At 64.3% G+C, this 24967-nt stretch carries 23 protein-coding genes; 11 read left to right on the top strand and 12 right to left on the bottom strand.

Features of this window, described 5'->3' with window-relative positions; translation table 11 throughout:
- The 3 genes from FNM00_RS04640 to FNM00_RS04630 all read right to left on the bottom strand — a co-directional run bounded on the left by FNM00_RS04640 (position 1) and on the right by FNM00_RS04630 (position 2270).
- Positions 1–555 (bottom strand): SAF domain-containing protein, encoded by a 555-nt coding sequence (locus FNM00_RS04640; protein WP_246065054.1) that lies wholly within the window; start codon positions 553–555, stop codon positions 1–3.
- Positions 556–702: 147 nt separating this feature from the next.
- Entirely contained in the window at positions 703–1662 is a 960-nt protein-coding gene (locus FNM00_RS04635; protein WP_143911907.1) for a hypothetical protein, read from the bottom strand.
- Entirely contained in the window at positions 1650–2270 is a 621-nt protein-coding gene (locus tag FNM00_RS04630; protein WP_143911905.1) for a hypothetical protein, read from the bottom strand. Before FNM00_RS04630 ends, FNM00_RS04635 begins: the two co-directional genes overlap by 13 nt.
- A gap of 286 nt (positions 2271–2556) precedes the next feature.
- On the opposite strand from FNM00_RS04630, the gene mobF reads away from it, so the two are divergent.
- The 7 genes from mobF (at position 2557) to FNM00_RS04595 (ending at position 12030) form a co-directional block, all read left to right on the top strand.
- Positions 2557–6099, top strand: coding sequence for a MobF family relaxase (gene mobF, locus FNM00_RS04625; protein ID WP_221933582.1), 3543 nt, complete (start codon positions 2557–2559; stop codon positions 6097–6099).
- A 724-nt stretch (positions 6100–6823) separates the two neighbouring features.
- Positions 6824–7762: a PstS family phosphate ABC transporter substrate-binding protein gene (locus FNM00_RS04620; protein WP_143911902.1), complete on the top strand. Its 939-nt coding sequence runs from the start codon at positions 6824–6826 to the stop codon at positions 7760–7762.
- A 19-nt stretch (positions 7763–7781) separates the two neighbouring features.
- A complete protein-coding gene (gene pstC / locus FNM00_RS04615; protein WP_143911900.1) occupies positions 7782–8723 on the top strand; it encodes a phosphate ABC transporter permease subunit PstC in 942 nt (313 codons plus the stop codon).
- Entirely contained in the window at positions 8723–9631 is a 909-nt protein-coding gene (pstA, locus tag FNM00_RS04610; RefSeq protein WP_143911898.1) for a phosphate ABC transporter permease PstA, read from the top strand. The genes pstC and pstA overlap by 1 nt, the downstream gene beginning before the upstream one ends.
- Positions 9632–9752: 121 nt before the next feature.
- The gene (gene pstB / locus FNM00_RS04605; RefSeq protein ID WP_221933601.1) at positions 9753–10523 is read left to right on the top strand and encodes a phosphate ABC transporter ATP-binding protein PstB; all 771 of its coding nucleotides are present in this window, start codon (positions 9753–9755) and stop codon (positions 10521–10523) included.
- A complete protein-coding gene (gene phoU / locus FNM00_RS04600; RefSeq protein WP_143911895.1) occupies positions 10523–11167 on the top strand; it encodes a phosphate signaling complex protein PhoU in 645 nt (214 codons plus the stop codon). Before pstB ends, phoU begins: the two co-directional genes overlap by 1 nt.
- Entirely contained in the window at positions 11167–12030 is an 864-nt protein-coding gene (locus FNM00_RS04595) for a winged helix-turn-helix domain-containing protein (RefSeq protein ID WP_143911893.1), read from the top strand. The genes phoU and FNM00_RS04595 overlap by 1 nt, the downstream gene beginning before the upstream one ends.
- Here the strand turns inward: FNM00_RS04595 and FNM00_RS04590 are convergent.
- From FNM00_RS04590 to arsB, 6 genes are all read right to left on the bottom strand, one after another.
- A complete protein-coding gene (locus FNM00_RS04590) occupies positions 11949–12872 on the bottom strand; it encodes an arsenate-mycothiol transferase ArsC (RefSeq protein ID WP_143911892.1) in 924 nt (307 codons plus the stop codon). The two genes, FNM00_RS04595 and FNM00_RS04590, sit on opposite strands and share 82 nt — an antisense overlap.
- A gap of 9 nt (positions 12873–12881) precedes the next feature.
- Positions 12882–13232: an ArsR/SmtB family transcription factor gene (locus FNM00_RS04585; protein ID WP_143911891.1), complete on the bottom strand. Its 351-nt coding sequence runs from the start codon at positions 13230–13232 to the stop codon at positions 12882–12884.
- Between the two features lie 152 nt (positions 13233–13384).
- Positions 13385–14368 carry a thioredoxin-disulfide reductase gene (gene trxB, locus FNM00_RS04580; protein ID WP_143911889.1) on the bottom strand — a complete coding sequence of 328 codons (984 nt, stop codon included), beginning with the start codon at positions 14366–14368 and terminating at the stop codon, positions 13385–13387.
- A gap of 11 nt (positions 14369–14379) precedes the next feature.
- Positions 14380–14796, bottom strand: coding sequence for an arsenate reductase ArsC (locus tag FNM00_RS04575; RefSeq protein WP_143911887.1), 417 nt, complete (start codon positions 14794–14796; stop codon positions 14380–14382).
- Between the two features lie 17 nt (positions 14797–14813).
- A complete protein-coding gene (locus FNM00_RS04570; protein ID WP_143911885.1) occupies positions 14814–15431 on the bottom strand; it encodes an arsenate-mycothiol transferase ArsC in 618 nt (205 codons plus the stop codon).
- On the bottom strand, positions 15428–16513 hold the full coding sequence (gene arsB, locus FNM00_RS04565; protein WP_281281080.1) for an ACR3 family arsenite efflux transporter: 1086 nt from the start codon (positions 16511–16513) through the stop codon (positions 15428–15430). The genes FNM00_RS04570 and arsB overlap by 4 nt, the downstream gene beginning before the upstream one ends.
- A 128-nt stretch (positions 16514–16641) precedes the next feature.
- On the opposite strand from arsB, the gene FNM00_RS04560 reads away from it, so the two are divergent.
- Positions 16642–16992, top strand: coding sequence for an ArsR/SmtB family transcription factor (locus FNM00_RS04560; RefSeq protein ID WP_143911883.1), 351 nt, complete (start codon positions 16642–16644; stop codon positions 16990–16992).
- Positions 16993–17025: 33 nt separating this feature from the next.
- On the opposite strand, the gene FNM00_RS04555 is transcribed toward FNM00_RS04560, so the two are convergent.
- Both FNM00_RS04555 and FNM00_RS04550 read right to left on the bottom strand, forming a co-directional pair.
- Positions 17026–18138: an ArsO family NAD(P)H-dependent flavin-containing monooxygenase gene (locus FNM00_RS04555; protein WP_143911881.1), complete on the bottom strand. Its 1113-nt coding sequence runs from the start codon at positions 18136–18138 to the stop codon at positions 17026–17028.
- An 8-nt stretch (positions 18139–18146) separates the two neighbouring features.
- Positions 18147–18989 carry a helix-turn-helix domain-containing GNAT family N-acetyltransferase gene (locus FNM00_RS04550; protein WP_143911880.1) on the bottom strand — a complete coding sequence of 281 codons (843 nt, stop codon included), beginning with the start codon at positions 18987–18989 and terminating at the stop codon, positions 18147–18149.
- An 89-nt stretch (positions 18990–19078) separates the two neighbouring features.
- Here FNM00_RS04550 and FNM00_RS04545 point away from each other — a divergent pair, with 89 nt between their 5' ends.
- Together FNM00_RS04545 and FNM00_RS04540 are read left to right on the top strand one after the other, a co-directional pair.
- On the top strand, positions 19079–20431 hold the full coding sequence (locus FNM00_RS04545; protein ID WP_143911878.1) for an FAD-dependent oxidoreductase: 1353 nt from the start codon (positions 19079–19081) through the stop codon (positions 20429–20431).
- A 19-nt stretch (positions 20432–20450) separates the two neighbouring features.
- Positions 20451–21734 (top strand): MFS transporter, encoded by a 1284-nt coding sequence (locus FNM00_RS04540; RefSeq protein WP_221933581.1) that lies wholly within the window; start codon positions 20451–20453, stop codon positions 21732–21734.
- A gap of 157 nt (positions 21735–21891) precedes the next feature.
- Here the strand turns inward: FNM00_RS04540 and FNM00_RS04535 are convergent, their stop codons facing one another.
- Positions 21892–22899 (bottom strand): DUF4192 domain-containing protein, encoded by a 1008-nt coding sequence (locus FNM00_RS04535; protein WP_143911874.1) that lies wholly within the window; start codon positions 22897–22899, stop codon positions 21892–21894.
- Positions 22900–23332: 433 nt separating this feature from the next.
- Between FNM00_RS04535 and FNM00_RS04530 the strand changes: the two genes are divergently transcribed.
- Positions 23333–24967: an N-6 DNA methylase gene (locus FNM00_RS04530; RefSeq protein WP_143911873.1), complete on the top strand. Its 1635-nt coding sequence runs from the start codon at positions 23333–23335 to the stop codon at positions 24965–24967.

The raw sequence follows: 24967 nt of genomic DNA, 5'->3' as shown, positions 1-24967 counted from the left end.
TCACCGCGCCCTGGAGTCCAGCACGATCGCGACGTTCCCGGTCGCGATCTGGGCGGCCAGAGCGGCCGCCTCGGCGCGGGGGACCAAGAGATCCACGACGAGCTGACCGGTGTCATCAGAGACTCGAACGCCGACCACCTCGGCCTCGCTGAACGAGGGAACACCAGTCGGAGCCTCACTGCCCTCAGCAGGTGTTGCGACTACCCGCACCCGATCACCCGTCTGCAGATTCATCCCGGGTGCCTGCGACGACGTGAGCGCGACGCCGACGACCGACATCTCCTCGGCCGGCACTACCGAGTCGGCGTACGACGAGGGCGTCAGCAGCGAACCGGCCGCGATGTCGACGGCGGCGCGCTGCCCGACGACCGAGTCCAAAGAACTCGCACCGACCGGTTTTAAGGCGGGGTCGCTGTTGACCCGGACCCGGACCAGGTCGTCGGCCTCGATGATCGCCCCGCGCTCGATGTCGGCACGTGCGGCGAGGACTTCTTGGGTGTTGGTCGTGGCAGTCCATGCCCAACCGCCGAGGATCGCACCCAGGCAGATCGACACCACCGCAGCAGCGATGAGGGCTGGACGTCGTCGCAGCTTCGGAGGTGGAGGCAACGGTGGCTCGGCAGAGACCGGAGGGGGAACCTGCGATCGCTCATACCGTGTCGCGGTGCTGCTCATCTTCGTCTGCCCTCTCGCCGCTGCCCGCTACTCCACGAGCACCTGTGCCTCTCCGACGGTGATCTCGACCGACCTCTGCAGGCCGTCGAGACGGATGGTTCCGGTCTGACCGGCGCCCTCCCACGTGATCACCCACGACGACGTTGCCGTCACCGTGTAGGTGCCACCGGGCTCTCCGGCGCTCGACTTCGTGTAGACGTGACCGCAGTCCGGTGACGACTTCTTTCCGTAGGCGGCCGTGTACGGCGTCCCTGCCGTTCGGCACTCGATGGTGGTGCCGTCGCCCATCTGCCACGTCACCTTCTGCACGTTCGCCGTCGCGGTGATCGTGATCCCACCTGCGCTGGCGGTGGCGGTGATCGGTCCGTAGGTGTGGTCGTCAGGGTTGGCCGCCCACATCCACACCGGCATCCCGACCAACCCGACCCGATTCGCTCCTGGCTCTGGCGTGATCCCGACGTCGATCGCGCGTAGTGCCATATCGTCGATGGCCAACTGCGCGACGTCGCGCGGGCTCGGCCCTGTGCCCGAGTTCTCCGGAGGGCTATCAGCCCAGATGTGGATGAGCAGATGGACCTGCGGCTGGTAGCAGTCATACACCGCCCCATCGCCAGGCTCATGCCCCTCCCAAGCCGGGTCGCCGGCTGGCGGTTGAGGGTCGAGGAGGCGGATGTAGCAGCGATAGGTGTTCGACCAGTAGCCGTACTCCGAAGTGCAGGGGACCGGTCCTGGTGGTGGCTTGCTGATGCCCTGCTTCGTGCCGTCCCAGTAGCAGCTCTGGCCGGAGCCGGTGTCTTTTGGGCCGTCGTCGACGTTCTCGTTGCCTGGCACCTCGACGACCACCCACACCAGGCACTTGCCGGTGGTCGGGTGTGTCTGCTGGCAGACGGTCTTGGAATCTGCGGCAGCCGGGGAAGCAGCGATGCCGATCAGGCACCCGACGAGGAGGGGCAGTAGCGCGACGAGCCGCGTACTCACCCGGCGCACGGGGTCTTCTCCAGGTCTTCGCCGCCAGCAACGCGCCAGCCCGTGTCGGGATCGGTGTCCCAGGTGTAGTTCGCGACGGTCAGTCGAGTCCATCCGCGGTCAGGCCGGTCAGCGGGAACCATCGATTTGCCGGAGGCATCCACGACGTCGACGGCACTGACGTCCCAACAGACGTCGATCGTCACCGACGGGACGCGGCCGACCTTCGGGTCCGAGTTGTCCAAGCTGACCGACTGCACCGTGGTCTCGGCGATCTTCGTGTCACCGCGCTGCTGGGTTCCAGCAGCACGCTCGGTCGTCAGGAAGTTCTTCTGCGCCGAGAGCTGGGTGCTGATCGCGACCTCCTCCAGACGGTCGAGCGAGACAGTGTCGTCCTGGAGCAAGAGATCGGTGAGCGCGTAGTAGTCAGCGACGGCACCTTCGGCCGCGGTGGCTGCGGAGTCCTCTGGGGAACCCGCCGTCGAGGGAGTGGGGCTGGCCGGAGAGGAGGACGCGCTGGTGGACGGTTTCGGAGCTGGTTCGGCGTCGGAGTCCGAGCCGCAGGCGGCCATTGCGGCGAGCAGAAATACTGCCGTCGCGACCGAGAACGTTCCGGAGAGTTTCGTCATGGCCGAGTCCATCCGCCCCCGCGGGAAGTTCCCGAGAGAGCAGCCGACGGCACCCCGATAGCGGTCGCACCGAGCTCACCGCCTCCCCCCATTGAGCCAGTCAAATGTGATTTGCGCAACATTTGTTTCCTCCTGTGTGCACCTCATCGACCAGGTGCACAGCCACCGCCCACCGCCCGCGCTCGCTCGAAATCGACTGCTCCGCAGCCCCACCGCTCAATCCGGTCACACCTCTGGCACAGCGAGGTGGAACACCCGGCACACCTTGTGTTCGAGGAGGTGGGTGGTGACGGTTTCGCTGCGGAAGATGAGTCCCGGACACGGGTGCGACTATTTGCTCAAGAGCGTCGTCGTGGGCGACGGTAACCGGACGCTGCGCACCCCGATGACGCGCTACTACACCGAGGCCGGCACTCCACCCGGCGTCTGGTTGGGCTCTGGCGTCCGCGAGTTCGGCAGTGGCCAACTCACAGCTGGTGCAGAGGTGATGCCGTCGCAGCTCGAACTGCTCCTGGTGCACGGCCGCGACCCGATCACCGGCGAACGACTGGGGCGGGGCTATCCGACGTATCCGTCTATCCAGGAGCGGATCGACAACCGCATCGCCGGGCTCAACGCTACTCTGACGACAGAGGCACGCGCGGACGCGGTCGCTCGGATCACCCGCGAGGAGGAAGTGCGTGGTCCGAAAACTGCGGTGTCGGGGTTCGATCTGACGTTCAGTGTGCCGAAGTCGGTCTCCGTGCTGTGGGGGCTTGCGGACGCCGACCTGCAGGTGCAGCTGGTGCAGGCGCACCACGACGCGGTCGCTGAGGTGCTGGAGTTCTTCGAGCGCGAAGTGGCGGTCACCCGGGCAGGGGCGAACGCCCGGAACGGTGCGGTCGCGCAGCACGAGGTGGCCGGGGTGGCGGCGACGGCGTACGACCACTGGGATTCGCGTTGCGGTGATCCGCAACTGCACACCCACGTGGTGGTTTCCAACAAGGTCCGCACCGTGTACGACCAGAAGTGGCGCAGTCTGGACAGCGTCGCGATCCACCGCAGCATCGTCGCGATCTCCGAGCATTACAACGCAGTGCTCGCCGACCTGCTAACCCGGCGGCTCGGAGTCGCCTGGGACCGCCGCGGCCGCGGCGCCGACCGCAACGAAGCCTTGGAGATCACCGGCGTCAACGAAGGCCTGATCGCGGAGTTCTCGAACCGTTCCCGCGACGTCGATGTCGAGGCCGATCGGCTGATCGTGGAGTTCGCCGCAAAGCATGGCCGGCGGCCGTCGACGAAGACGATCATCGAACTCCGGGCGAGGGCGACGATTGCCACCCGCCCCGAGAAGGAACTGCACTCCCTGGCCGAGCTAACCGCTGGTTGGCACGACCGCGCCGAGGGCCTGCTGGGCTCGAACCCCACGGGCTGGTCCCGTTCGGTGGTCGGCCATGAGGCCAAGACAACACTGTGTGCCGAGAACGTGCAGTTCGACATGGTCACTGAGGTTGGACGTCAGGTGGTGGCGGTGGTGGGGGAGAGGCGATCGACCTGGCGGCACTGGAACCTGTGGGCCGAGGCATCGCGGCAGACGATGGAGTGGCGCTTCACCACCCCGCGAGACCGGGAAGCCGTCGTCGCGATGATCGTCGACGCCGCCACCGGGGCATCCATCCGTCTCACCCCGCCCGAACTCGCGGTGAGTCCGGAAGCGTTCCGATGGTCGGACGGCTCGAGTCGCTTCCGACCCCGCCAGTCCGCGGTCTTCAGCTCCGCTGACCTCCTCGCCGCCGAGGATCGCCTCCTGGTCCGCGCCAACACGAAGACCGCACCGGCGGCTTCCCTGTCCACGGTCGAAGACGCCACCAGCCGTGACGTGTGCGGGCATCACCTGTCTGACGGGCAAGCGAACGCGCTGGCCCAGATCGCCACCTCGGGCCGGCAGGTCGATCTCCTGGTCGGCCCAGCCGGTGCCGGGAAGACCACTGCGATGCGCGCCCTGCACGCCGCCTGGACCACCACCCACGGACCCGGCTCGGTGGTCGGACTGGCGCCGTCGGCCGCCGCAGCGCAGGTGCTGGCCGACGACCTGGGCATTGTGTGTGACAACACCGCGAAGTGGCTCCACGAGCACGACCACGGCCGCGCCCAGTTCACCCCCGGTCAGCTGGTGATCATCGACGAAGCCACGCTGGCCAGCACGAACACGCTGGACCGGATCACCGATCTGGCCGCCGACGCTGGCGCGAAGGTGCTCCTGGTGGGGGACTGGGCCCAACTGCAGTCGGTCGACGCCGGTGGTGCGTTCTCGATGCTCGCCGCCTCGCGTGACGACACCCCCGAGTTGGTGGAGATCCTTCGCTTCGACCACGACTGGGAAGCCACCGCCACCGCTGCGTTGCGGGTCGGCGACACCGACGTGATCGGCACCTACCTCCACCACGACCGCATCCGTAGTGGCAGCACCGAAGAGACGACCGACGCCGCGTACTACGCCTGGCGCACCGACAACCGGGCCGGACTGTCGAGTGTGCTGGTCACCGAAGCAACCGCCACCGTCACTCGACTCAACCAGCGGGCCCGTGCCGAACGCATCCTCACCGGCGAGACCGAAGCGAGCCGTGAGGTCGAGCTCGCTGACGGGAACCATGCGTCGGTCGGGGATGTGATCATCACCCGCCGCAACCAGCGCCATCTCCGATCTCTTCGCGGTGGGTGGGTCCGCAACGGCGACCGGTGGCGGATCACCGACGTCCTGCCCGACGGGTCCGTCCTGGCCACCCGCCTCGACCAGAAGAACGCGGGTGCAGTGGTGCTGCCCGCGGCATACGTCCGCGCGAGCGTGGACCTCGGCTACGCCACTACAGCTCACCGGGCCCAGGGCATGACAGTGGATACCGCCCACGTGGTCGCATCCGGTCGGACCAATCGGGAGAACCTGTATGTCTCGATGACCCGCGGCCGTCGGTCGAACACCGTCTACGTCGCGCTCGACGACCCCGACGACACCCACACTCCGCCCCAGGAGGGCGAGATCTCCGCACGGACGGTGCTGTACGGGATCCTCAAGCGCTCCGGTGCCGAGTTGTCTGCGCACCAGATGATCGAGGCCGAGCACGAACACTGGTCTTCCATCGCCCAACTTGCCGCTGAGTACGAGACCATCGCCGCCGACGCCCAACACGATCGATGGACGAAGTTGGTCCACGAGATCGGCCTGGACGACGCCGACGTCGAACGACTCCTGGCTTCCGACTCCTTTGCCCCGCTGACCGCAGAGTTCCGCCGCGCCGAAGCCCACGGCTACGACCTCGATGGTTTGCTGCCCAGACTCGTCGCGAACCGGGGGCTCGCCGACGCCCACGACATCGGGGCCGTGCTGATCAGCCGACTCCACCACGCCACCGCACAGCCACGCCGGTTCGGCAGTCGACGCGTCATCCCGAATCTGATCGTTGGTCTCATCCCACCAGCGGCCCAGGTGGCGGACCCCGAAAGGCGGCGAGCGCTTGAAGAGCGACAAGCCGAAATAGAGCGCCGGTCCGCCGACCTCGTCGAGCGCGCCATTAGCGTCAAGGAGCCTTGGCTGCTCAGCCTTGGGGACCGGCCGGAGTCAGAAGCTGACGTCCGCCGCTGGATTAGGGAAGTACGTACCGTGGCTGCGTACCGTGACCGCTACGGAATCAGCGGACCTCGGCCCTTGGGCCCGTCGCCGGAGAAGGACGCTCAGCGGCAAGACCGGGTCCGAGCCCGAGCGGCGATCCGACGTGTCGACGCGATCACTCGTGCAGCTGAGCAGAAGGCGACCCGGGTAGACGCAGTCACGGAATCGGGTGTCGGCCGGTGACTTTTGCACAGGCTGGTTCCACCGTGGAGTTGTCCACAGGACGGCGACAGAAGACCCGTGACCTGACCCAAGTCCGTTACATCTGATAGATCGACACGATCCACGCCCAACGCTCGAAGGGATGACCGTCATGATCCTCGCACTCTCGATCCGCCTCGCAGCAAGAGTCCAAGATGTCCTCTCTACCTACGCGCCCAGCAATGTGCGGATCCGCCACTTGAGGAGTCCAGGCGGCCGGCGATGGATGCTTTCGGTCTCGTCGGTTCTGGCGGCGGGGTATCTCGCAGCGACGGCTGGGCTCACCTCTCACGTCGACTCGGGCGCTTCGGGCTGGTTGAACCTGGTCACTCTCGTGTGCGCGTGGAATGCAATCAGATTCGCGTGGTTGGCGTTCGCTTCGGTTGCCGGCGTGATGACTCGGTCTGCGCAGCGACTTCTACGTCTCGCCAGGACCAGGTCGGCCGTGCGTGTATCGCCATGACTCTAGGTAGGCGGAGCCTGCCTGTTTCCTCGGACTCGATCAGTCCGCTCCTTCCTGAACGAGACGCTGTGGGCGGCACGCGGTGGTTCCACGGATCGGGCAATGCATAGACATCTATCGATCATTCATCGCAGAGTCCTCGGTCGTTCACCCATCGTTTACATAGACAGAGTTTGATCAATCAAGTTCATGTAACCGACTAGGCGGTTCCCAAATCGCCTGAAACCCAGAAGGACTTGCTATATGCGCAGATTCGGCAAGCGTGCCGCCGTTGTCATCGGTGCCGCTTCATTCCTCCTGTCGACCGCAGCCTGCGGTAGCGGCGGCGGTGACGGCACTTCTGGTGAAGTCGCTGTTGATGGTTCATCAACCGTCTACCCCATGAGCAACACCGCCGCAGAGCTCTTGGCCGAGGAGAACTCGAACATCGAGGTCTCGGTGGGATTCTCGGGCACTGGTGGCGGTTTCAAGGCCTTCTGTGAAGAGGGGCGCACCGACATCTCGAACGCGTCACGTCCGATCAAGGACGAAGAGGCCGCAGCCTGCGCTGACACCGGCACGGACTACACCGAACTGCTCGTCGCAACTGACGCGCTGACCGTCGTGGTCCATCCCGATCTCGACGTTCAGTGCATCACCGTTGATCAGCTCAAGCGGATCTTCGGCCCTGACGATTCGGCGACCAACTGGAGCGATCTCGATCCCAGCTTCCCGGACGTCAAGATCACCGGTTTCATCCCCGGAACTGACTCGGGCACCTACGACTACATGAACGCCGATGTTGTCGCATCCGAACAGGAGATCCTACGTGAAGACTTCGAGTCGTCCGAGGACGACAACGTCTTGGTCCAGGGTGTGGCCGGAACTCAAGGTGCGGTGGGCTTCTTCGGCTACTCCTACTACGAGGAGAATGCCGACAGCCTGAAGGCCCTGGAGATCGACAGCGGCGCCGGATGCGTCGCGCCATCGGCCGAGACGGCCCAGTCGGGTGACTACACACCGTTGGCCCGTCCGCTGTTCATCTACGTCAGCGACGCGGCCTACGCTGACAACACAGCGGTCAAAGAGTACGTCGACTTCTACATCGAGAATCTGGCGGAGATCGCCACGATCGCGCAGTTCATCCCACTGAACGACTCCGACTACGCCGCGACCAAATCGGCCGTCGAAGCCCTCGGCTGACGAGAACTCCCGTCAGCACATGAGCACACCCATGAAGTCGCCTGGTCCGCCCTCCGGGGCGGGCCAGGTGCCCGAGCTCGGCCATAAGCGCCGTCCCGGTGAAGCCTTGGCCAAGGCGCTCTTGCTGAGCTCGGCCGTCGCCTCGATCGCGATCACCTTCGGCATCATCGCCGCGCTCATCGAGCCGGTGACCCACTTCTTCGGTCAGGTCGAGATCGGGCAGTTCTTCGCCTGGCAAGACATCGGCCAGCAGAACATCCGACCCGCGGTGCTTCCCCTGGTTCTGGGTACGTTGATGGTGACCGTCATTGCGCTGGTCATCGCAGTACCGATCGGGCTGGGCGCGGCGATGTACCTGTCCGAGTACGCCTCCAAGCGCACACGCAAATGGCTCAAGCCGACCGTCGAACTCCTCGCCGGCGTTCCCTCGGTCGTGTACGGATTCTTTGCCGTTTTCTTCATCACCCCGGTGGTTCTCAACGGCTGGCTGGGGCTCAATGTGAGCTTCACCAACTCCTTAGCAGCTGGCATCATCCTGGGCGTCATGATCATCCCGACAATCGCGTCGATGTCCGAAGATGCGCTGTCAGCGGTGCCACTCGCCTTGCGGCAAGGTTCGCTGGCGCTGGGAGCAAACAGGATGCAGACGACACTGAGAGTTGTTATCCCCGCCGCTCTGTCCGGCATCGCCGGAGCCGTCGTGCTCGGCATGTCGCGAGCCATCGGCGAGACCATGATCGTGGCCATCGCCGGCGGCTCGGCCAAAAACAACTCACTCGATGTCGGCGAAGGACATCAGACGATGACGGCCTTCATTGCGCAGACAGCTCAGGGTGAGAACCCAGTCGGATCGGTCAGCTACAACATGCTGTTCGCGGTGGCGCTTCTGCTCTTCATCATGACGCTGATCATCAACAGCATCAGCATCGCAATCGTTCGGCGCTATAGGCAGGCCTACTGATGAACATCACTGCGACAACTGCCGCCAACGTCACGGCGAGCACCCTGGCAACCGGCAAGAGGAAGGACCGCAACACGTCCTCGTTGATCTTCATGGGTGCCCTGTGGTTCTCGATGTTCTTCGGGGTCGCGGTGCTGGCTGCGCTCATCCTTGACACGGCTCTCTCTGGAGCCGGCCGGTTCGACAGCCAGCTCCTCTTCGACTACGAATCGACGGTCCGCAAAGAGGAAACGGGGTTCCGCGCCGGAATCCTGGGCACGATTTGGTTGATGCTGGCCACGGCGCTGTTGGCGATTCCGGTTGGCATCGCCACCGCGGTGCACCTGGAGGAATTCGCTGACCGCACCGCTTGGTACAGCAAGGTCATCGAGGTCAACCTGCAGAACCTCGCGGCCGTACCCTCGATCATCTACGGCATGTTGGCTGCGGCGATCATGGGCCTGCTCGGTTTCACTTACAAGGGCATTGTCTTGGGTGGTGCGATCGCATTGGGACTGCTGATCTTGCCGGTGATCATCATCGCTACCCGTGAGGCTCTTCGAGCGGTTCCCCAAGACATTAGACAAGGTTCCTTGGCACTGGGTGCCACCACCTGGCAGACGACCTGGCGCCAGACCCTGCCGTCGGCGATCCCAGGTATCGCAACTGGAACGATCCTCGGCCTGTCGCGTGCAGTAGGAGAGGCAGCGCCGCTGCTGATGCTGGGCGTGGCCACGGTCCGGTTTGATCCCACCTCAGTGCTGGACAAGGTCACTGCTCTGCCCCTTCAGATCTATTCCCTTGCCTCAGCACCGCAGGAAGCCCTCCAAGAAGCTGCGTCGGCCGCCATCATCCTGCTGCTTGCGTTGATCATCGGCATGAATGCGGTGGCCATCTTCATTCGTAACAAGTTCCAGAGATCCTGGTAGGAGACCCATGACCAACTTGCGCGCTTCGTCCCACTTTCCGGTGGGCGCACCGGCGGATTCCGCTCACCGTTTTCATGCTGGCAACGGATCTGAACTGCCCGAAGTCCCGCCTCTGCCGGTGATGCGAGTCGATAACCTCAACGTCTACTACAACGACTTCCATGCGGTGTATGACGTCAATCTGGCCTTTGGTCGACACGAGATCACCGCGATGATCGGACCATCTGGCTGCGGAAAGTCGACCGTATTGCGGTGCCTCAATCGGATGAACGACTTGGTGCCTGGTGCACGGGTCGAAGGTGAGGTCACCTACCATGACCAGGACATCTACGCCGCCAAAGTCGACCCAATTGCCGTACGGCAGCACATTGGCATGGTCTTCCAGAAGCCGAATCCGTTCCCCAAGTCGATCTACGACAACATCGCCTACGGGCCGCGGGTGACCGGGATGAAGGTCGAGAGCATGGATGACCTCGTCGAAGAGTCGCTGCGGAGCGCGGCACTGTGGGATGAGGTCAAAGACAAGCTCAAGCAGTCAGCCTTCGGTCTGTCCGGCGGCCAGCAGCAGCGTTTGTGCATCGCCCGAACGATTGCCACCAAGCCTGACGTGATCTTGATGGATGAGCCGTGCTCATCGCTCGACCCGATCGCGACCTCGAAAATCGAGGACCTGATGCAGCAGTTGCGCAGCGACTACACGATCATCATCGTCACTCACAACATGCAGCAAGCCGCGCGTGTTTCTGATCGCACCGCCTTCTTCACGGCTCGACCGGATGAGACAACAGGCAACAGGACAGGCCTCCTGGTGGAGTTTGATCGCACCACGGTGATCTTCGAGAACCCAACTGACCCCCGCACGAATGACTACATCACAGGAAGGTTCGGTTGATGGCACGCGTCCACTTCCAGCAAGATCTGGACAACCTCGTCGCGCAGGTGATTGAGACCATCAAACTCGTTGAAAACTCCATGAGTCTGGCCACCCGGGCGCTCCTCGACGCAGACCAGGCGCTCGCTGAGAAGGCGATCGACACCGATGCCGCGATCGATGGGCGTTGCCGTGAGATCGAAGGGGTGCTGATCGAACTCCAGATGCGACAGCAACCGGTTGCCTCGGACTTGAGGCTACTACTCGCCACGCAGCGTATCCTCGGCGACCTTGAACGCTCTGGTGCTCTGGCTAAGAATGTCGCCAAGCAGGTACGGCGCCGCTATCCCGATCACGTGGTCCCCGAGCGGATGCGCGAAACGGTCGCTGAGATGGGCGATACCGCAGTGTCCCTGCTCAACAAGGCAGGGCTGGTTTTCGCCGAGCAGGACGCGGCGCTCGCTCGCGAACTCGAGGCGGACGACGATCACATGGACACCTTGCACCGTGCGCTGCTTCAACAGGTGATCGCCGGAACAGGGACCGACCCGGTCGCGACCACCGTCGACCTCACACTGTGCGGTCGTTATTACGAACGCTTCGCCGATCACGCAGTGGCGATCGCACGGCAGGTCATTTACCGGTCCACCGGTGAGCTTGCCTGATGTCCGGGGAGCTTCACGAGCTGTCGCCGACGGAACGGATCAGCGTCCGCAGCGATGTACGGACCTGGCGGGCGCGCTCGGATGCCAGCGAGGTGCTGATCCTCGTCGAACCCGATATCGCCGAGGCCGATAGAATCGGACGGGAACTGACCCAGAGAGGCGTCCGGTTCCTGAATTTCGTCAGTCCCTGGCGGGCTCTGGCGCACCTCGGTAGCGAGTCGTCAGCAGTGGTGGTCGTGAGCTCCGGTCTAGGGCAGGGGCCACTTGAGGTGATCGTTGAAGCCGTGAGGGCAGAAACCAGCCTTCCTGTCCTGATCGCCTATCGGCCTGATGAGACGGACGTGATCGGACCCGCAGTCGCCGCCGGTGGACGACCCCTGATCATTCACCCGTACGAGGCCTCGGACATGATCCGCATCGTCTGCGAGGTCCTTCCCGCACCAGCCCCACCGGCCTGCGTGGAGTTCGGCCGCCTGTCCCTCGTGCCGGAATGGCAAGATGCCCAGCTGGACGAGAAGGGGATCGATCTCAGTCCCCTGGAGTTTCACGTCCTTTCCGAGCTTGTGCGTCGGGCAGGCCGAGCCGCTTCCAAGGAAGCTCTGATTGCGGCCGCATGGTCCGGCACCTCTCCGGACCCCAATGCGCTATTGGCTGCGGCTATCAAACGCATCCGCCACAAGTTCATGGCTCGCGGCGTGTGTGAGGCGATCGAAACCGTCAGGGGAGTGGGGTATCGGCTCAGCGCCGCGGCCCTCGGAGGTGCCCCTCAGATGGGGGTCTCTCACGGAGTAGCGACGCCCATCTCGCCGATGAGTCGATCTACCCGCGCCGAAATGTCATCCACGATTCGGCGGACTTCTTGATGACTCTTTCCTACGGGATCATCGACCTTCCAATCGATGTAGCGCCGCCCGGGCACGATCGGACAGGCGTCGCCACAGCCCATCGTCACCACAACGCCTGACGCTCGGACCACCTCCGAAGTGAGCGGTCGTGGAAACTCAGTGGCAACATTGAGTCCGCGACGGACGAGTTCCTGCTGTACAACAGGGTCGACGTGCGTCACCGGAGCTGACCCAGCGGTGCGGATTCGTATGGAATCACCCGCACGATCTCGCATGAAGGCTGCAGCTATCTGGGATCGTCCGGCATTCCGAACACAGACGAACAGGACATCATCGACATATCTACCCTTGTCCTCGATCGAGGCGAGTGCTTCTAAACGTTCAGCGGCGAACCTCTCCGTGAGCTGTGGGAGGAATCGGCGGACGGTTGCTCGCCTTGCTAGCAGGTCGTAGGTCTCGACCACGAACTCGCGAACGGTCTCAGGCGCCAGAACGTTCTCGAATCTCTGGACCAGCGTCCGTGACACGCGTTCAAGCGGCTTGGCATGGTCATCAGCCGGCAGCGGGCTCGTGAAGGGAGAGCTCGTCAGCGAGCCGAAACGAGCGAGGGCATCGTGCGAGGGTCGAAATGTGATGGTGCCCGCGGGCGCTGTTTCCACCACAAGCAGTCCGACACTGGCGAGCTCTGCCAGGTTGCTGCGTACCCAGTGCACATCAGTTGGGCTGCGTGTGACGCCCGCGATCATCTCGGCCGTCAACTCACCCGTGCGATCTGTGAGGATCAGATTGAGCAGTTGCACGCGCTCCGGATCGGCCATTGCGGCTACTTGCGCGGCCCGCCGGTCACGATAGCTGGGCATTCGGGCGCCTCAGCGCAGTAGATCGCCGATCGCTGCTAGGCGTTGGGGAACAATCGAGTACCAGACTTCGCGACCCACTGGATCGCGGCTCAAAACCCCTGCCTCGTGCATGACCTTCATGTGATGCGACACCGTAGGTTGCCGCAATTCCAGTGCGCTGGTCAGATCGACCACCCGGGCCTGGCCGCCGGGACTGTGGTGGATCAGGCTGAGAATCTGCAAGCGGGTGGGATTGGAAACCACGCTGAGCAGGTGCGCCGTATCCTCGGCCTGTTCCTTGGTCAAGGCTGGACGCAGCGCATGCGCGGGTGCCCGAGGAAGATCGCGCTCGGGCGTATGACGTTGCGGGGCGGCAGGCACCCGTAAAGGATAGCCGAGAGTCGATGGATTTCATGGCCAGCGCTCGGTGGCTGGTGCGATGTCAGGTGTTCTATCACTGGGTTCGACGTGGACGAACCCATCGCGGGCTGACTTTTGTGTGCAGACGAGTAACTCCGTGGGCTTGTCGGTGCTCATGAGGTTGATCTTCCGACCAGATCCTCATTCCTGGTGGGGGTCCCTGCGTGGTCGAGATTGGCGAGGTAGCGCTCGGCGTCGAGCGAGGCCGAGCACCCGGTGCCAGCCGCGGTGATGGCCTGTCGATACGTGTGGTCGACGAGGTCGCCCGCGGCGAAGACACCGGCGATGTTGGTCGCGGTGGAGCCGGGCTGCACCAGGACGTAACCCTCGTCGTCAAGGTCGACTTGGCCGCGGAGCAGTTCTGAGCGTGGATCGTGGCCGATGGCGATGAACAGGCCGGTGACGTCGATGGCCCGCGTCTGGCCGGTGACGGTGTCGCGCAACGTAACGGACTCGAGGGCGCCCGAGCCGTGCAGCTCGCCGATCTCGGAGTTCCACGCGACCTCGATCTTGTCGTTGGCAAGAGCACGCTCCTGCATGATCTTGGAGCCGCGTAGCGAGTCGCGGCGGTGAACGAGCGTGACCTTGCTGGCGAAACGGGTCAGGAACGTGGCCTCCTCGAGTGCGGAGTCACCCCCGCCAACCACGAGGATGTGTTGCTCACGGAAGAAGAAGCCATCACACGTGGCACACCAGCTGACGCCGTGTCCGGACAACTCGTCCTCGCGGTCGATACCGAGCTTGCGATAACCCGAACCCATCGCCAGGATCACCGCACGGGCGGTGTGCTCGGTGCCGTCGCCGAGGGTCACTTTCTTGATGTCGCCGGTCAGATCAACCTCGGTGACGTCGTCGGTGATGAGTTCGGCGCCGAATCGCTCAGCCTGACCACGGAGGTTGTCCATCAGGACCGGACCCATGATTCCTTCGGGAAATCCGGGGAAGTTCTCCACATCGGTCGTGTTCATCAGGGCTCCGCCGGCCGCCACTGAACCCTCGAAGACGAGAGGCTCCAGATTGGCTCGGGCGGCATAGATCGCTGCGGTGTAGCCCGCGGGTCCGGAGCCGATGATGATGAGGTTGCGCACGTCGCTCATAGCCGGTGTCCTCACTGGCCGGCAGGAACGAGTGAGTCAATAAGGGCCTCGATGCGGGACCGGATGTCGTCGCGCACCTCGCGGACGGTTTCGATGCCCTGTCCGGCGGGGTCCGTGAGGACCCAGTCCTCGTATCGCTTGCCAGGGAAGTAGGGGCATTCGTCGCCGCAGCCCATGGTGATCACGACGTCGGAGGCGGCGACGGCGTCATCGGTCAGCTTCTTAGGCTGCTCGCCCGCAATGTCAATGCCGACTTCGTTCATTGCCTGAACAGCCACGGGGTTGATCTGGTTGCCGGGCATCGAGCCTGCGGAACGGACGTCAATTTTGTCTCCGGCGAGATGGGTCAGGAACCCAGCTGCCATCTGCGAGCGGCCTGCGTTGTGTACGCAGACGAACAGGACGCTGGGCCGACTGGTGTTGGGCATGTGCTTTTCCTTCGTAGTCAGAGGTTGAGGTCGCGCAGGAGGCTGGTGATTCGACCCTGGAGGTCGTCGCGAATGTCGCGGACCTGGTCGAGGCTGGCGCCGTCGGGATCAGCGACGTCCCAGTCGAGGTACTGCTTGCCTGCGAAGATCGGACAGGTGTCGCCGCAGCCCATCGTCACGATGATGTCGGCCGCATGCAGGACCGTGTCTGTCAGCGGCTTCGGGTAAGCGGTGGTCAGGTCGATTCCGCGCTCGGCGAGAACCGTGATGGCTTGGGGGTTGATCTCGCCTGTCGGAGTAGATCCAGCCGAGCGGACATGGACGCGTCCAGGTGCGAGATGCTCGGCTATCGCCGCGGCCATCTGCGAGCGGCCAGCATTGTGCACGCACACGAACAGGATTTCCGGAACAGATTTGAGCCTGATTCCGGCGGCCTGTGCTTCGGCGGTCAAGAGCTCTGTGGCATAGCGGCGCACCAGGATCGGCAGGAAGGTACGGATGGATGCGTTCGGCTCGAGCGAGGCGCGCGCGGTCGCCACCGCTCGTTCGATGTGCGCCCGGTCAAAGACATCATCGAAGGCATACGCCAGGTCATCGACGGTGGCCTCGTGTGCGGTGGAGGCGGGGATGCTCATGTGCGGTCTCCTGCGGGTGTGAAGAAGCGACGTGACCAGAGGGCCACGTAGATGAGGCCGACGAGGACGGGCACCTCGATGAGGGGGCCGACGACACCGGCGAGCGCTTGGCCCGAGGTGGCGCCGAAGGTGCCGATGGCCACGGCGATGGCGAGCTCGAAGTTGTTGCCTGCTGCGGTGAAAGCGAGAGTGGCGGTCTTGGCGTAGCCAAGGCGCAAAGCGTGGCCGACGAACATGCCGACGACGAAGGTGATGGAGAAGTACAGCAGGAGCGGCAGTGCGATGCGCACGACATCGAGCGGGTTGCTCGTGATCGCATCCCCCTGCAGCGCAAACAGCAGCACGATCGTGAACAACAGGCCGTAGAGCGCCCACGGGCTGATCCGGGGAATGAACGTCTCCTCGTACCAGTCACGTCCCTTGGTCCGTTCGCCGATCACGCGGGTAAGGAAGCCCGCTACGAGAGGGATCCCCAGAAACACGAGCACACTCGCGGTGATGGCACCGATCGAGAACTCGGCGCTCGTCGTGGAGAGACCCAGCCAGCCGGGCAGCGTCTGGAGGTAGAACCAGCCGAGGGCTGCGAACGCGAAGACCTGGAAGACGGAGTTGATCGCCACCAACACGGCGGCAGCCTCACGGTCGCCGCACGCGAGGTCGTTCCAGATCATCACCATCGCAATGCAGCGCGCGAGCCCGACGATGATCAGGCCGGTGCGGTACTCCGGCAGGTCGGGCAGTAACAACCACGCGAGGGCGAACATCAGGGCAGGGCCGATCAACCAGTTCAAAGCGAGCGACGCTGCGAGCAGTCGGCGGTCACTGGTGACGCGGCGGGTCTCGTCGTAGCGGACCTTGGCTAGAACGGGGTACATCATCACGAGCAGGCCGATGGCGATAGGCACCGAGATCGACCCGACGGTGAACGACTCGAGTGCATCCACCAGGCCCTGCCACGTGCGGCCGAGGAGGAGGCCGGCTGCCATCGCGACGGCGATCCACACGGCCAAGAACCTGTCGAGCGTCGAGAGCTTGGCGATGACGTCGGCGTCGTTGCTTGGCGTCTGCGTCTGTTGAGTCACTGTGTTCCTTTGGCGGCTGGGCGTTCGCGGGGTTGTTCACCTCGCGTTCATATCCATCGATGAACGTCTATTAAGATAAACAGTAGCGGTCCATCGACGTTTGTCAATGCGTGGGTCATACTGGGGTCATGGCCACTGAAATGATCGAGACTCTTGACCCGTGCTGCGTGCCGATCGTCGGTGAGGCAATGGGCGTGGAGGTCGCGGTGACTCTGGCTGCGAAGTTCAAGGCCCTCGGCGACCCGACCCGGTTGCGGTTGCTGTCACTGGTTGCCGCGCAGGAGGACCGTGAGGCTTGCGTCTGCGATCTGACCGAGCCAGTGGCCTTGTCGCAGCCGACTGTGTCGCATCACCTCAAGATCCTCGTCGATGCGGGACTGCTCACGCGAAGCAAGCGGGGCACCTGGTCGTTCTATGCGCTGGTGCCCGGTGCACTCGACCATCTCGCGGATGTGCTCCAAACGCCCGTGACTGTTTGAAGGATTCGGCGGCAACCGAGATCGGCGCAGGCCTTACTCGCGCAGCTGGTCCAGCACGACGCGGGTCACCTCGCGTGCTGTCCGCCCGGCTCCGATGAGGGTTGCTGATGCTGGGCCGGCCCAGTCGCCGTACCCGATCAGGTGCAGTCGCGGTTCATCCAGAGCCTGGGTGTCCGCTGGTCCGCCGAGTCGATAGTGTCCGTCCGTGGTTCCGAGACGTAGGGACCTGAGGTGGCCGAGGGCGGGCCGGAAGCCGGTGCACCAGATGATGGCGTCGACGTCGAGGTGCGTGCCGTCTGCCCATGCCACACCGGTCGGTGTCAGCCGACTGAACATCGGGCGCGCATGGAGGTCGCCGCGCTCCCGAGCAGCACGGACACTGGGAATCATGACGATGTCGCCCAGGCCCCCGACGCCAGGGTGATCAGTTCCGTCGCGCAATGCCTGGACGCGCTGGGTTGCCGCAGCAAACAAAGCGCGTCCGTCAACATCGTCGAGAAGGAAGCGTGGTGTTCGGTTGGTCAGCCATACGGTGTCGGTGACCGCTGAGACTTCGGCCAGCACCTGTGCTCCGGAGTTACCCCCGCCGACAACAGCCACCCGTCGTCCGGTGAAATCCTCGGGGCGGCGGTATTGCACGGTGTGCAGTTGCTGTCCGGTGAACGTGTCCGCGCCCGCGTAGTGCGGCCAGAAGGGACGTGTCCACGTGCCGGTGGCTGAGACGACCACGCGGGCCGCGACATTGTTCTGCTTTGTGCGCACGACGAGTGGACCCGTCGGGTCGTCGTTGGCTGCCCGATCGACCGACGTGACTTGGTAGGGGCGTCGCACTCGGAGGTCGTAGCGTTCTTCGTAGCGCTTCAGATAATTGACGACGTGGTCGCGGGGTGGAAAGCCCCGGGTGGCGTCGTCCCATGGCGGCATCATCCACCCCGGAAGCGAGGAATGCGTCGCGGGGGAGAAGAGCCGTAGGCCGTCCCACATGCGTGGCCACGCGCCGCCGGGTTGTTCGGCTGCGTCAAGGATGACGAAGTCCTCGCCAGACACCAGGCCTGCCCGTTGCAGGTAGTAGCCGGTGGCCAGGCCTGCTTGTCCGCCGCCAATGACGGCAACAGCCACATCGCCGGGGAGAGAGGTTGTCGTCATGTGGCGGGTCAGTTGATCTCGCTGCGACGTTCCAGCATGACGGTGTCGCGCCAGACGCCGTCCAGTTGAGCGAGGCGAGGCCGAACCGCCAGGGTGCGATACCCAGCGGAGCGGTGCAGCGCGAGACTGGCTCTGTTCTCTGGAAAGATCGAGGTCTGCAGCGTCCATAGGCCAGTTCGGTCGGCTTCCGTGACCTGAGTGAACAACAACGCCTTCCCGACACCGCGACCACGAGCGGTCTCGGTCACGTAGACCGAGGACTCGCCCACGCCGGCATAACAGGCACGTTCCGAGGTGGCCTGGATTGCCGTCCAACCCACGACCCGTCCGTCGAGTACGGCGACCCAGGCCATCGCTGGGAGCCACTTGGCGCGCAACTGCGCGGCGGTCGGCACCTGGGTCTCGAAGGTCGCATTGCGAGTAGCGAGACCTTCCTCGTAAATGGCGAGCACGGCGACCATGTCCTTGTCGACCAGCGGCCGTGTGGACACATCGGCAGGTAGATCTGATGGACAACACGGTGGGGCGGCCAGTGTGCCCATGACGACGTCGGCAGCGTGAGGCAATCCTGTGCAACAAGCCGGGTTGACCGAGACCATGCTGGAGGTGCCAACCTTGTCGACCACCACGAAGCCGACTTTCTTCAGCACCTGGCAGTGGTGGGAACAGGTCGACTGGCTGATCCCAAGTGCTTCGGATAGGTCGCCGATCCGCATGGCGCCTGACGGGGAGGTCGACAGGGTGTGGAGCAGTTGTACCCGCGTGGGGTCGGCAAGCAGTGCGAACCATTCAGCGAAGTGTTCCGCGCTCGTGCGGTCGAGACTGAGCGCTGCGGGGCCCGATGTGGTCATGACAGAAGAATAGCTTGCGTCCATCGATCTAGATCGATACTGTCTCTCTATCGACATCCGTCGATGCAAGACGACTGAGGAGTCATCAGATGGAACTACCCGTGATCATCATCGGCGCCGGACCCATCGGGCTGGCTGCAGCAGCGAACGCTGCCGAGCGCGAAATGGACTTCGTCGTCGTGGAAGCCGGTGCTGATGCCGGAGCGACCGTAGGGGAGTGGAGCCACGTTCGACTGTTCTCATCCTGGCTCGAGCTCATCGACCCCGCCGCCCGGCGGCTCCTCGAAGCCAGCGGTGACTGGACTGCCCCAGAGGACGGCGCCTACCCCACAGGTGCAGAGTGGCGAGAGGCCTATCTGCAGCCGCTGGCCAACCTTCTGGAGTCTTCCGCGAGCGGAACTGTGCGCTACGACGCACGGGTCACTGGTGTGAGCCGCGCCGGTCGTGACCTGCTGGTCGACTCCGGACGGGAGAACGACCCCTTCGCAGTGCACGTGCACGGGCCAGCCGGCGAGGAGTGTCTGTTGGGCAGTGCGGTCGTGGATGCTTCTGGGACCTGGGCCAGCCCCAACCCGTTGGGTGCCGACGGCTATCCCGCCCTAGGGGAGCGCGAGCATGCGGACCACATCGCCTACGGGATTCCTGACTTCACTGACACTACGGTCGCTGCGCGGTACGCCGGCAAACACGTCGCGGTCGCAGGCAAAGGTGCATCGGCTCAAGGCGTCTTGATTGGGCTGGCCCAGCTCGCCCAACGGGACCCCGCCACTCGCGTCTCCTGGCTGTTGCGACGCCCCAGCGTCGGAGATGCCTTCGGTGGAGGCGATAACGACCAGCTTGAACAGCGTGGGAAACTCGGGCAGGACGCGAAGGCGGCCGCCACCAGCGGGTTGGTCACCAACGTGACCCAGTTCCGCACCGAAGCGGTCAGCATCCAGCCCGATGGGCGGCTTACGCTCCGTTCCATAGACGGTCGACAGGTGACAGACGTCGATGAAGTCATCGTCGTCACGGGCTTCCGTCCCGACTTCAGTTTCCTGTCCGAGGTACGCCTCGATCTCGACCCCGCCCTCGGGTCGGCACGGTTCCTGGCTGAACTGGTTCACCCTGACCACCACAGTTGCGGCGATGTGCCGGGGCACGGATACCAAGAGCTCGCCCAGCCGGAACAGGGCTTCTACGTGGTCGGCATGAAGTCCTACGGTCGCGCCCCCTCATTCCTGGCCATGACCGGGTTCGAGCAAGTTCGCTCCGTCATCGCCGCACTTGCTGGCGACCTCGAGGCAGCAGGGCGCGTCGACCTAGTGCTCCCGGATACCGGCGTCTGCAACGGCGCCGGCGCGTTCGATTCTCCTGATGCCGTAGCCACCGGCGGCGGTTGCTGCGGAGCGCCGGTCGCCGCAGAACCAGAGTTGATCAGCCTGGGCCGCCCTGGTCAGTGAGACTTACAGAAGTCGCCCTGTGCGAGAGCACCGTGGGGTGACTAAAACTAGGACTGACGCTCAGCCGGTCGACCGGCAGCCCGGCGTCCTCGACGACGCCGGGCTGCGGCGCGTGGTCGCGGTGCTCAGCACCGTTCAGATCGTCTCCTGGGGCGTGCTGTACTACGCGTTCGCGGCACTCCAGGGGGCGATCACCGCTGACACCGGATGGTCCAGCGTCGCGGTAACCGGCGCCTTCTCACTGTCACAGTTTGTCGCCGGTGGCGTAGGGATCTGGGTCGGTCGACACCTCGACGCCTTCGGACCCCGCAGGATCATGACGGGCGCTTCACTGGTGGCGATCCCTGGCGTTGCGATGGTCGCACTCGCACCCAACCTGCTGCTGTTCTACCTCGGTTGGGTGCTGACCGGGGTCGCCATGGCAGGCACCCTGTATCCACCGGCATTCGCTGCCCTGACTCACTGGGGTGGCGCAAACCGAGTCCGCGCGCTGACGACCCTGACGCTGGTCGCCGGATTAGCCAGCACGGTGTTCGCGCCGCTCGCCTCGGGCTTGGAGGACTGGCTGGGGTGGCGCCAGGCCTATCTGATCCTGCTGGCCGGCCTGGTCGCCATCACCGTCCCGCTGCACTGGTGGGGTCTGAACCGCCCATGGCGAACCACCATCGATAGACCGGCGGGCGCCATGGAAGAACCAGCGGCCGGCAATACACAGGTTGGAGCTGTGCCGCGAAGCGCGCCCTTCCTTCTGCTTACGATCGCCAACGCCCTGACCGCTCTGACAGTCTTTGCCGTGGTCATCAACATGATCCCGATGCTGGTCGAGCAGGGCATGAGCCGCAACCTCGCCGCCGTCACGCTGGGCTTGGGCGGAGTGGGACAGGTGATTGGACGCCTCGGATACGCCAGGTTCGCTGCAGCCACGTCGGTGACCTCGCGCGGAGTCATCGTGCTTGCCGCCGTCGCCCTCGCCACGGGCGCACTCGCGTTGGTGCCCTACTCCGTCGGGTTGCTCATCACGCTCGGCATGCTGCTCGGTTTGGCGCGGGGCATCTATACCCTCGTGCAGGCCACCGCCGTCACCGACCGATGGGGCCCTGCTGGCTACGGCAGACTCAACGGTATCCTCACCGCGCCCGCGTTAGCTGCGTCTGCTGTTGCGCCGTTCGCGGGCGCCTCACTGGCGCAACTCCTGGGCTCCTACACCAACGCGTTTCTTGTGCTCGCTGGCTTGGCCGGGGTAGCGGCGGTACTGATGTTCGGGGCGACGCCAAGACAGCAGGGCCGGCTAACGGTGCCGTGAACTCTGCCAAGGACTCAGGTCCAAGGTCGGTGGATGGACGAAATCGACCGGGGATCGCTGCGAGTGACGATGCACGTATGCCTGCACGACTCGCATCATCAGGGACTCCATACGGGCGCCTTGTTGGCGTCGGTAGTTGGTTTCCATCGCGACGTCCTCAGATTCCGTGTGTTGGTGAGATCGAATCGTGCCCTGCGACAGTTCGTCGATTGGTGAAGTCGGACGAACGATCCGTGCCGAATACCGCGGCTCTCCTGGTGGCTTCTTCCCACTCACGCGGGTGCACGCCTCCCTGCACGGCGGCTTCAACTAGGTCAGCAAGGGCGTATGGCTTGCCTCCCGGAATTTGGTCAAGTGCACACCACGCCATCGCTCCGTCCCCGTCGAGCCAGCTGGCGAAACCCAGCAACGCGGCGGGTGCGGTCCGGACCTCGTCCGGGGCTCTTCGCGTCATGTCGCGCCACAGGGCGACATGTGAAGGGGCGGTGCTGCGGGTGATGCCTTCCCATAGGCAATCGCGGGCGGCAATGGACTCGATCCCGACCAACAATCTCGCTGCGTCGTTGTCGTTGAGCCGGACTCCGTTGCGGTGGAATAACTGGGCCCTGGCTTGCGCCCACGCGGTCTCCGCGCGGGGTGTGCTCGTCTTGATGGCTGCTCGCGCGTGGGCAAGGAGTCTTGTGATCGGTTCGCGGTCGCCGACCAGGGATGCGGCAAGTGACGAGCGGCTGGTTGCTGGTCGTGGCTGTCCGTTCAGCACGGTGGCCGCCGCGATCCGGTTGCGAGTGTCGTCGCTCTGGAGGCCGGACTGCCCGGTGACTAAGTCGCACCAGTGGCTGTCGTCGGCCCACAGTCGCAGGGGCGCGTCGATACCGATGTTGCTGAGCCGGGCGGTGAACTCCTGACTGAGTTGCTTGGAGTAGTGGCGGTCGTGAGTGACGCAGACGATGGCCGTACCTGCGCCAGGCTGGGCATGACGTCGGAAGGCATCGCAAACTGCACCCCACACCCCTTCACGTGCCCGCGCGGTGGTCGGAAGGTCGACTCGTACAAGGGGCAGGTCCGGGCGCATTGGAACGAAGATCAGAGACTCCTCGGGCTTGAAGCCGAGCAGGTGAGGGAGAGCTGCGATCAGCTCGTCGGGGGAATGAATGGAGAGACTCATATCCCTCAGGTGTGGTGCCACGTACGCGCGTGTGCTGCCCCGACGGCGACCACCCCACACGCAGGTCGGAGATACCCGGCATCACACGGTGGGACGAGGAACAGCCTCTCAGCCGGCCACGGGCCAACTGTGGTCCATTACAGAGAGACCCTGTCTGTCCCAGGGCGCCATGGCCGTCCTCATGTCTCTGAGCCCCACAGCTCGGGTTCGAATTCGCCGCGCCGATGTGGCGACAGATGCAGGCCTCCGCATGAGATAGGAGGGCCTCCTCGTGTACAGCACTGGTCCCGATGCCACACCCGTGCCAGACGATGGCATACCCATCCGCGAGACGCGGTGGGCAATGGCGCAGCCAACCTTGGTGGAGCGACTCGTCGAACCAGTTCGCGAGTCCCGCGTCGTACGGCGACCCGCATAAGGCAGGATTGCTGCCATGCTTCCCGGCGACTCTTCTGATCTGCGCAAAGCTAGAGGAGCGTTCTTCACACCCCCAGCCGTCGCCCGCTTCATTAATTCATGGGCGATCCGCGATGCGTCCGATGCGATTCTCGAACCGTCCTGCGGTGAGGCGGTCTTTCTGCACGAGGCTGGCCGAGACGGCAACCACGCTGGACCGCTCGTAGGGGTCGAACTACACGGACCCTCAGCAGTCGAGGCTGAACGGTTGTTGCACCTCGAAGGGATCAACGCATCGATTCACGCTGGCGACTTCTTCTTCCACGAGGAGTTCGGATCGTACGACGCGGTCGTCGGTAATCCGCCGTACGTCCGGTATCAGGGCTGGACGGGCGAGGCTAGGGCAAAGTCGCGCGAGGCTGCGCTTCGAGCCGGCGTCAACCTCACGAGCCTTGCGTCTTCCTGGGCCGCGTTCACCGTCCATTCTGCCCTCCACTTGCGCGACGGGGGGCGCCTCGGGCTCGTGCTCCCTGCAGAACTCTTGACCGTGAACTACGCGGCGCCGGTACGCCGGTTCCTGCTGGAGCACTTCTCTGACATCACGCTGATCCTTTTCGAGGAGCGCGTGTTTCCAGGCGTCGAAGTCGAGGCCATACTGCTCCTCGCCGACGGCTACGACCCCCAAGGTCAAGCGCGAACCGGTCACATGAATTTGCACCAGGTTCGTGATGCCGCCGGACTCACCGACTTGGCTGAAGCGCGGCGCTGGACACCCCCAGCACTAGGTGGTCGCTGGTCGGCGGGACTGATGTCGACCGATGGCCTTACGGCGTACATCAAGGCCCTCGACAGCCCTAAGTTCACGACATTGAGTACATGGGGCGACACAACACTCGGCATGGTGACCGGTAACAACCGGTTCTTCGCCTTGAGCCCAGGGAAAGTCGCTGGACTCGGCCTCGCGGATACCGACGTGATCCGGTTATCCCCACCCGGATCGCGGCACCTACGAGGACTCTCACTGACCCACGATGCGCTGCGTCAGCTGGGCGAGGCGGGGCAAGCCACGTACTTGTTCCGTCCTGCGGATGACCCCTCTCCTGCAGCGTGGTCGTATATCGCCAGTGGAGAGGATCTTGACGTCCATACGGCCTACAAGTGCCGCGTGCGCTCGCCGTGGTGGAGAGTGCCGTACCTTCGCCCGGCTGACCTGTTCTTGACCTACATGAATGCTGACACTCCGCGCCTGTCCACGAACCGTGTTCGGGGTCACCACCTGAACTCCGTGCATGGCGTCTACCTGCACGCGGAGCACCGCGAGAACGGAGTCAACCTTCTGCCAATCGCCTCCCTGAACTCCGTTACTTTGCTGGGAGCTGAGACAGTCGGTCGGGCATACGGTGGCGGGATGTTGAAGGTCGAGCCACGCGAGGCCGATGCCCTGCCGATGCCGTCGCCATCGCTCGTGAATCGCCACCGAGAGCCATTGACGGCACTGCGGGCATCAGTCTCTGGCCTACTACGTGCGGGGCGCCTGCTTGACGCGGTGGCTGCCGTCGACGACGTTCTCCTGGTCAAAGGATTACGGCTGTCGAAGAAGGATCTGGCGGCTGTACGGACTGAGCACGCTGGCCTCATGGCCCGTCGAGTGGCACGCGGAAAGGGCAACTGA

The organism is Aeromicrobium piscarium, assembly GCF_007421815.1.
In the GTDB taxonomy this organism is placed as follows: domain Bacteria; phylum Actinomycetota; class Actinomycetes; order Propionibacteriales; family Nocardioidaceae; genus Aeromicrobium; species Aeromicrobium piscarium.
The sequence above is the reverse complement of the archived record's forward strand: the minus strand, read 5'-3'. Positions and strand labels throughout refer to the sequence as shown.

What these genes read in the sequence shown, in the direction of transcription:
- FNM00_RS04575 (WP_143911887.1), bottom strand. Translation starts at nt 14,796, where the DNA reads ATGCCCAACACCAGTCGGCCCAGCGTCCTGTTCGTCTGCGTACACAAC.
- trxB (WP_143911889.1), bottom strand. Translation starts at nt 14,368, where the DNA reads ATGAGCGACGTGCGCAACCTCATCATCATCGGCTCCGGACCCGCGGGC.
- FNM00_RS04545 (WP_143911878.1), top strand. Translation starts at nt 19,079, where the DNA reads ATGGAACTACCCGTGATCATCATCGGCGCCGGACCCATCGGGCTGGCT.
- FNM00_RS04620 (WP_143911902.1), top strand. Translation starts at nt 6,824, where the DNA reads ATGCGCAGATTCGGCAAGCGTGCCGCCGTTGTCATCGGTGCCGCTTCA.
- pstB (WP_221933601.1), top strand. Translation starts at nt 9,753, where the DNA reads ATGCGAGTCGATAACCTCAACGTCTACTACAACGACTTCCATGCGGTG.
- pstC (WP_143911900.1), top strand. Translation starts at nt 7,782, where the DNA reads ATGAGCACACCCATGAAGTCGCCTGGTCCGCCCTCCGGGGCGGGCCAG.
- phoU (WP_143911895.1), top strand. Translation starts at nt 10,523, where the DNA reads ATGGCACGCGTCCACTTCCAGCAAGATCTGGACAACCTCGTCGCGCAG.
- FNM00_RS04535 (WP_143911874.1), bottom strand. Translation starts at nt 22,899, where the DNA reads ATGAGTCTCTCCATTCATTCCCCCGACGAGCTGATCGCAGCTCTCCCT.
- FNM00_RS04630 (WP_143911905.1), bottom strand. Translation starts at nt 2,270, where the DNA reads ATGACGAAACTCTCCGGAACGTTCTCGGTCGCGACGGCAGTATTTCTG.
- FNM00_RS04590 (WP_143911892.1), bottom strand. Translation starts at nt 12,872, where the DNA reads ATGCCCAGCTATCGTGACCGGCGGGCCGCGCAAGTAGCCGCAATGGCC.
- FNM00_RS04550 (WP_143911880.1), bottom strand. Translation starts at nt 18,989, where the DNA reads ATGACCACATCGGGCCCCGCAGCGCTCAGTCTCGACCGCACGAGCGCG.
- FNM00_RS04560 (WP_143911883.1), top strand. Translation starts at nt 16,642, where the DNA reads ATGGCCACTGAAATGATCGAGACTCTTGACCCGTGCTGCGTGCCGATC.
- FNM00_RS04530 (WP_143911873.1), top strand. Translation starts at nt 23,333, where the DNA reads ATGCTTCCCGGCGACTCTTCTGATCTGCGCAAAGCTAGAGGAGCGTTC.
- FNM00_RS04570 (WP_143911885.1), bottom strand. Translation starts at nt 15,431, where the DNA reads ATGAGCATCCCCGCCTCCACCGCACACGAGGCCACCGTCGATGACCTG.
- FNM00_RS04555 (WP_143911881.1), bottom strand. Translation starts at nt 18,138, where the DNA reads ATGACGACAACCTCTCTCCCCGGCGATGTGGCTGTTGCCGTCATTGGC.
- FNM00_RS04595 (WP_143911893.1), top strand. Translation starts at nt 11,167, where the DNA reads ATGTCCGGGGAGCTTCACGAGCTGTCGCCGACGGAACGGATCAGCGTC.
- pstA (WP_143911898.1), top strand. Translation starts at nt 8,723, where the DNA reads ATGAACATCACTGCGACAACTGCCGCCAACGTCACGGCGAGCACCCTG.